The organism is Erwinia sp. PME.40.26/001 (assembly GCF_055556675.1).
The window spans coordinates 1-253 of the sequence record NZ_JBVHNP010000305.1 but is presented as its reverse complement, the minus strand read 5'-3'; the positions used below and the strand labels follow the sequence as shown (position 1 = coordinate 253).

The 253-nt window shown below is 73.1% G+C and carries 1 protein-coding gene; it reads right to left on the bottom strand.

Annotation, left to right across the window (positions count from 1 at the left end):
* Positions 1 to 253, bottom strand: a 253-nt coding sequence (locus ACZ3HG_RS24295; protein WP_465335030.1) for a hypothetical protein, incomplete at both ends; no start/stop codon positions are given.

Here is a 253-nt window from a genome sequence, read left to right as displayed (position 1 = left end):
GCGATGATCGCGGCACGGGCACGGAGCCAGACAACGAGGCGGTCGGCGAGCACCCGAAGCAGTGCCACGGTGGTCTCACCCCGGTGCAGGGCCAGCGTGGTCAGTGCGGCGGCGATGAGGTGCCAGCCGCCCATCGCGGCGTCGGCCGTGACCACCGGGCCTGCGGGGCCGTCGAGAACGGTGGCGACGCCGTGGACGTGCGCGGCGCGACCGGTGCCGTACGTGCCGAGCACGAAGAGGGTGTGGAACAGCA